1 pseudogene is annotated in these 406 nt (G+C 49.5%); it reads left to right on the top strand.

Annotated features, from left to right (window positions below):
- Positions 1-346 (top strand): annotated as a pseudogene (gene gyrB, locus UF05_RS16555) (DNA gyrase subunit B); the annotation flags it as partial.
- Positions 347-406: the final 60 nt, after the last annotated feature.

Raw genomic sequence — 406 nt, 5'->3', positions numbered from 1 at the left:
TCGTATGAGCCGTCGTTACCCTCGCGCCTTAGTGCATGAGCTTATCTACACTTCTCGTCTAACGGCTGAGCCGTGTCATGATGCAGCAGCAGTAGAAGCTTGGACAAAACAACTTGATGAGCAACTAAAAGCGAAAGTAGTGGGTGCAAGCCAATACAGCTACGAAGTGGAGCTGCACGCAGAGCTTGGATTGAGCCTGCCGAAGATCATTGTTCGTACACACGCTGTGACTCACGAGCACTCGCTAAGAGTTGAATTCCTAAACTCAAAAGAACACGGCAAACTGGCGCACCTTTCTGAAGTACTAGGCGGTCTTCTCGAAGAGTGCGCGTACATCAAACGTGGTTAACGTAATCTGCCAGTATCAAGCTTCGCTGAAGCACCTGGGTGGTTGGTTAAAGAATCG

The organism is Vibrio sp. S457-15 (assembly GCF_000960545.1).
Lineage (GTDB): Bacteria > Pseudomonadota > Gammaproteobacteria > Enterobacterales > Vibrionaceae > Vibrio > Vibrio parahaemolyticus.
Note: the sequence above shows the minus strand (reverse complement) of the source record. Positions and strands in the feature narration are given on the sequence as shown.